Origin of the sequence: Brucella sp. 22210 (assembly GCF_052045675.1) — a bacterium.
Taxonomy (GTDB): Bacteria; Pseudomonadota; Alphaproteobacteria; order Rhizobiales; family Rhizobiaceae; genus Brucella.
Genome location: NZ_JBQEPD010000082.1, coordinates 1 through 5448, shown reverse-complemented (window position 1 = coordinate 5448; position 5448 = coordinate 1). Strand labels below are relative to the sequence as shown.

Genomic DNA, 5448 nt, shown 5'->3' with positions numbered 1-5448 from the left:
TTGAACCGCTTCTTCCGAGCAAAGTGCGTGGTAAGGCCCGCTTTGACGATCGACGTGTTTTGAACGGTATATTCTGGCGGCTGAGGACAGGTGCGCCATGGGCAGACATTCCAGCCCGCTACGGGCCTTATACGACCTGTGTAAATCGCTTCAACAGATGGCGTCGCGTCATGCCGGGCATTGGGCGCGCATTCTCAAAGCGATATCAGAAGTTTACGACGGCGATATCCAGATGATCGACTCCTCGTCAATCCGCGTCCCATCAACATGCGGCCAACGGTAAAAAAAGACGAACGATCCGGTTGCATGGGTCGTTCGCGCGGTGGGATGACCACAAAAATTCATGCGCTTGTCGATGCTGATGGCCGCCCAATTCGACTGAAACTGACAGCCGGACAAGCACATGACGGACGTTCGGCAGCCGATATGTTTGAGACGCTCGGGTCTGGGCAGATACTACTGGCAGATCGCGCTTACGATAGCGACAGCTTGCGCCAAAGCCTCAAAGAACGAGGAGCATGGGGCTGCATCCGTCCCATGCCAAACCGTGTGAATATCCCCGCCTTCAGTCCATGGCTCTATAAACAACGTAACGCTGTCGAAAGGTTCTTCAACAAACTCAAACACTTCCGAGCCATCGCAACCGATACGACAAACGCGACGATAATTTCCTCGCATCTATCCAGCTTGCTTCAATTCGTATTTGGCTTCGATCTTATGAGTCGGGGACCTAATGTATATCGATGCATCCGCAATTGTGGCAATCACCGTTGACGAGCAAGACGCCGCGCACCTTCTGGCCAAGCTGAAACAGAGCGCCAAGCCCATTTACTATTCGCCCGTGACGCTTTTCGAGGCAAGCGTGATATCGCCCGACAGTATGCAAATGATACGGTAGGCCCCAAGCCCCAATTGCACCGGAGCATATTCAGAACGCACAGCGATTAGTGGAACAACTTCTGAAAACCCTAAATGCCCGCGAGGCGACAGTTGACGCGAAGACGGGACGAATTGCGTTAGCATTAGATTTCTTTTTTCTGGATACCGGCAGAAACGTATCGGTAGAATGTCGCGACCGACACACCCATTCGTTCCGCAATCGCCTTGAAAGAATAATCCCCCTGCTGAAACAGAGCTTCGGCTTGAACTATAGCCGCCCGATCCATGGCTTTCGGTCGCCCGCCTCGCCGTGCTTTTTTTCGAGCATTATCCGGACCCGCAAGAGTACGCTCGCGGATCAGATCGCGCTCAAATTCGGCGATGGCGGAAAAGATATGAAACGTAAGCCGCCCACCCGGTGATGATGTGTCAATGTTTCCAGTGAGTGAGCGAGGCTAACCCGGCACGAAATTCTACAACGGACTTTCCGATCGACACGGCTATTATAGCATCCTTCCAATAAGCCCGACCGAAAGCGAGACCGTCTCTGTGCTCGACGGCTGTTCGACCACGACACCATTTTGGAGATTGAGGAGCTGTTCAGGGATACTGGCGATGCCAGCGACCATGTCTTTGCACTGTTCTGCCTGATCGGTAAGCGCTTTGCCCCGCCCCTGCGCAACATCAAGGACCGTAAATTCCATACCTTCGAAAAGGCGATGCCTATCCTCACTGGCAAAACATATAGGCGCACCGAGCAAAACCGCGCTTATCATGGAGCATTGGATGAGCTGCTGCGCCTTGCGGCCTCAATCATGACGCGTGTCGCCGCACCATCGACGATCCTCAACTGGTGTTCGTCATCGAAATCCAGCGATTTAAAATTGCAGTCTTGCAATGCGCCGTGTCATTATCCGACGATCACGAACAACTGCGCGTGATCGTCGGAGGACGCAGTCCCTACACTGCTCAGCGTTTTTCAGCCCCAGAACACTGCCCCGGATGCTGATCGATATAACATCACCGGCTGCATTATTCTTCCGTTCTTTCCCTAGGTAGACGCTATGGTTATCGCCTGCCCGACTGAACTTGCGGTTTTTTCGTTCTCATCCTTGTATTCGAGAAGGTCTCCTGGTTGGCAATCGAGACATTTACAAATAGCCTCGAGGGTGCTGAACCGGATTGCTTTTACCTTTCCCGATTTCAAAAGCGAAAGATTGACTTCGGTAATGCCGATGCATTTTGCGAGCTCATTGGAACGCATCTTGCGCTTTGCGAGCATTACATCCAGTCGGATTACAATCGCCATCTCATCAAACCGTCAACGACCACTCGTCATTCATCTGGCGTGCTTCGTCCATCGCACGGGCGATCGCCAGAAGAATAAAGCCGAGAAAGGCCGTGATGAGTGTAGAGGAGTTGAAACCTACATTGAGGACAAGTATGTCTTCATATGCGAAAAGAAGAGAAAAAAGTGGCGTCGCAATTAAATCAAAAACGGCATAGAATATAAACCCCATTCCTGCATCCCGAAGGGTAAGAACATTTTCACGCGAGAACAGAATGCCTCGCGCATATAGCGAGAATAGTCTTCCCAGGCGAACAATTGAAAATATAATAGGGGCAATAGCTGCCAATGATATAAAGAAGCCGACAACCCGTTGATCGACTGAAATTTCGTGCACGTTTAAATTTGCGTTGCTCCATGACGCGAGCAGCGTTTCGGAATTTGCTGTCATCCAGAATGAAAATAGAACGATAGGAAGAGCAGTAGCGAAAAATGCACAGAGCATATGTAGTCTCTGACCGGTTATAATGAGAGGGGCGCTAAGCATGGCATTATCCTTCTATTGAAAAATTATTATTATGCATAAAACAATTATCGATTATCAATAATATTTCCCCTTGTCAATCACACGAAATCGGAATTGACTGGATTTCGCGGTGCGGCATCAAAAGCATATCTGTTCGTCTAGAACCCGGAAGCCAATATTTACGGTACACTGGCTGCACATACCCGGATGTAGCACGTCTAGTGGATATTTCTGCGCATAAGCTTATAAGCTACCAGGACCGGGTGTTATGAACCCTTGGAACCGATTTGGACCTGATCTGTGAACGAACCATACTGGCCCGTGGCGTGTGAAAGCCGCAATTCAGAGGCCTGGCAAATGACCGCAACTGATCGCAGGCATATAATTTCAAAAAACTTCTTGCATAAACGGGGCATCCACACATGACACCAGATAAGCGGCAGCCCCATGGTCAGTGACTGAAATCAGAAGCCGAGGAATGGGCTGCGCAGTCTTGCGAATGTATAATCTTTTCAAGGCACGTGGTGAAAGCCAAGAAAAGACTTGGCCTGCGACTGTCGTTACAGGCACATCCACTGCGTGCCAAATGGCCAGTCCTGACATTCATCGATACATTCGCCATGGGTTTTGGTGACTTCGCATATCGAGGACAGATTGCTGATTCCTGACGTGTCGGACATTTCGGCCCGTGCGTTCGATATGCAGCATGCACCGAGCATTGCGAGCAAAATGACAGTTTTGTTCATAATTCACCTTTGGTGTCTTTCAGAGAAAAGCGATCTATGATTTTCCAAAACGCACTTTCCGGCAATGCCAAAAATCGACGGGCACAATTACCGGTGGAACCAACTGCCTACGCTTGCGATTACAGCAAAAAACGATTCCAGCAAAAGTGGAACCCGTGCCAATAGCAAAAGCTCCTCTGCTGCTGAAGGCAATCGAATTCCGGTTGGGTGGTAGCTGGGTGGGTACGCTGGTAGAGCGCCTGGAAGTTTGGCGGTCAGAACAACTTGTGGCCTTGTGCTGTAGCTGCAGACGCCTTGCGCAAGTTTGCCGGAGCAGCTATCGGGTACGTACCGAAAACGGATTCGTCGCCGGTGCCAACAAGGAATTGACAAGGCTATTCATGACGCCAACAATGCGGCTGGACGAGCGGCCAGTGGATACGGTAGCGAACCAAGTTAGTATCGTACAATATGTTAAAAGATTGAAATATTACTGGGATTTCAGGTTAGATGTTAGCATGAAGTCGCAGGCAACTTGGAATGCCCTCAGACTATTATGAGAAAATTATAAAATATAACTATCAAAAACTTTTCGAAAAGTATGGCTCAATAATAAAAAACCAGTTTTAATGCAGATTTTTTCGAAAAATGTTAGCTTTTTTGGAAATTTAATTTCATTAAAATTGACGCTTACGAGAGTCTGCAAAAATTTTATATTTGACAAATTCAGCAATAATACGGGAAGTTTAATAAAAATTTTCTTATTCTTTTTCTTTTTTGTTGTGCAATTTTGTAATTTATATTTTCCATTCTTGGGAAAGATTTATTTTGTGGTTTTTTAATTAATGAACATGAATTTATTACTTTTCCGCAAGGAAACGGTCGAAGCGAGACGCGATGTTTGGCTTGGCAGCTCCCGTCTGAGCCCGCCGGTTTCGGTTCAGCTTGCTGCTGTCATTAGCTGCTTGATACTCGCGCAAATTATCGCGGTTCTCACGTTTGGTCAATATACGCGCCGTGTTCGCGTTTACGGCGCTGTGGTGCTGGGAACGGATACGACGACAAACCTTGGAGAAACAGAGGCCTTCGTTAAAGAAAAACTGCAACGCAGAATTGACGAGTTTGGTGAAGCGATCAGGCAGCGGGTGCAACTAGATCAGGTTGATAAACATTCTCTAGCCGAACGCAAAGCTGCTATTGAGCGAGAGATCGAGCGCGTTGATGCGCAGATTGAACAGACAAGTGCTTCTATTTCGGTGCTGCAACCACGTGCCGACAAATATCGCAAGCTGGTTGATCGGGGCATTACATTGGAACGCAGTTTCGATACTGCTGAGCAAAATTACATGCAAAGCCGCCAACAGCTTGAAGCATTGCGCAGACAGCGCGTGCAGCTTGACGGCATGACATCGGAGATTGGCTCTAAACTCGCAGGATTTGATGCGTCTGCAGCCATTAAGCTTGGAGAAATACACCAGCAGATATCGATACTGAAAGAGCAATTAGCGCAAGTAGAAGCGCGCCGGGCCGTTGTGGTTTCTGCTCTTGCAAGTGGCACGGTTGCAGCTGTAATGGCGCATTCCGGTCAGTTGGTCGCAGCCGGTTCATCCCTCGTATCGATTTTGCCGACCGGTGAAACCATGGAAGTTCATCTACTTGCCGATAGCAACGCGATTGGTTTTATACGGGAAGGTGCGCGCATACTATTGCGCTATACGGCCTTCCCCTATCAGAAATTCGGCCAGTATGGCGGACAGATTACCAAAGTATCGCGTGTGATGCTGCGACAAGCAGAAATGGACGCTGACGCACTTGCCGCTCAACCGCAGGCCTCGGCCGCTTCATACCGAATTACAGTCCGGCCGGATCAGAATAATGTTCTGGCTTATGGAAAAGCCGAGCCATTGCGAGTTGGCATGAGCGTTGAAGCGGATTTGCTGTTGGATAAACGCCCACTTTATCAATGGCTGTTAGAACCGCTTTACAGTTTGCGCGGCTGGACGGCGGATCAAGTCGCGGAAAACCCGTGA

At 49.0% G+C, this 5448-nt stretch carries 6 protein-coding genes and 1 pseudogene; 4 read left to right on the top strand and 3 right to left on the bottom strand.

Annotated features, from left to right (window positions below; all coding sequences use genetic code 11):
- Together ACTJKP_RS26090 and ACTJKP_RS26085 are read left to right on the top strand one after the other, a co-directional pair.
- Positions 1 to 734: pseudogene (locus tag ACTJKP_RS26090) on the top strand (IS5 family transposase); the annotation flags it as partial.
- Complete coding sequence (locus tag ACTJKP_RS26085) at positions 734 to 898, top strand: hypothetical protein (protein WP_440632739.1); 165 nt, start codon at positions 734 to 736, stop codon at positions 896 to 898. The pseudogene ACTJKP_RS26090 and the gene ACTJKP_RS26085, both read left to right, overlap by 1 nt.
- Positions 899 to 1022: 124 nt before the next feature.
- Here ACTJKP_RS26085 and ACTJKP_RS26080 read toward each other — a convergent pair whose 3' ends face one another.
- Entirely contained in the window at positions 1023 to 1274 is a 252-nt protein-coding gene (locus ACTJKP_RS26080) for a helix-turn-helix domain-containing protein (RefSeq protein ID WP_440632740.1), read from the bottom strand.
- A gap of 186 nt (positions 1275 to 1460) precedes the next feature.
- On the opposite strand from ACTJKP_RS26080, the gene ACTJKP_RS26075 reads away from it, so the two are divergent.
- Positions 1461 to 1820, top strand: coding sequence for a Tn3 family transposase (locus tag ACTJKP_RS26075; protein WP_440632738.1), 360 nt, complete (start codon positions 1461 to 1463; stop codon positions 1818 to 1820).
- Positions 1821 to 1930: 110 nt separating this feature from the next.
- Here the strand turns inward: ACTJKP_RS26075 and ACTJKP_RS26070 are convergent, their stop codons facing one another.
- Both ACTJKP_RS26070 and ACTJKP_RS26065 read right to left on the bottom strand, forming a co-directional pair.
- Entirely contained in the window at positions 1931 to 2188 is a 258-nt protein-coding gene (locus ACTJKP_RS26070; RefSeq protein WP_440632737.1) for a helix-turn-helix domain-containing protein, read from the bottom strand.
- A gap of 4 nt (positions 2189 to 2192) precedes the next feature.
- Positions 2193 to 2714, bottom strand: coding sequence for a DUF2975 domain-containing protein (locus tag ACTJKP_RS26065; RefSeq protein WP_440632736.1), 522 nt, complete (start codon positions 2712 to 2714; stop codon positions 2193 to 2195).
- Between the two features lie 1549 nt (positions 2715 to 4263).
- On the opposite strand from ACTJKP_RS26065, the gene ACTJKP_RS26060 reads away from it, so the two are divergent.
- Positions 4264 to 5448 carry an HlyD family secretion protein gene (locus ACTJKP_RS26060; RefSeq protein ID WP_440632673.1) on the top strand — a complete coding sequence of 395 codons (1185 nt, stop codon included), beginning with the start codon at positions 4264 to 4266 and terminating at the stop codon, positions 5446 to 5448.

Coding starts and splice junctions, on each gene's coding strand:
- ACTJKP_RS26085 (WP_440632739.1), top strand. CDS start 734: ATGTATATCGATGCATCCGCAATTGTGGCAATCACCGTTGACGAGCAA.
- ACTJKP_RS26070 (WP_440632737.1), bottom strand. CDS start 2,188: ATGGCGATTGTAATCCGACTGGATGTAATGCTCGCAAAGCGCAAGATG.
- ACTJKP_RS26065 (WP_440632736.1), bottom strand. CDS start 2,714: ATGCTTAGCGCCCCTCTCATTATAACCGGTCAGAGACTACATATGCTC.
- ACTJKP_RS26060 (WP_440632673.1), top strand. CDS start 4,264: ATGAACATGAATTTATTACTTTTCCGCAAGGAAACGGTCGAAGCGAGA.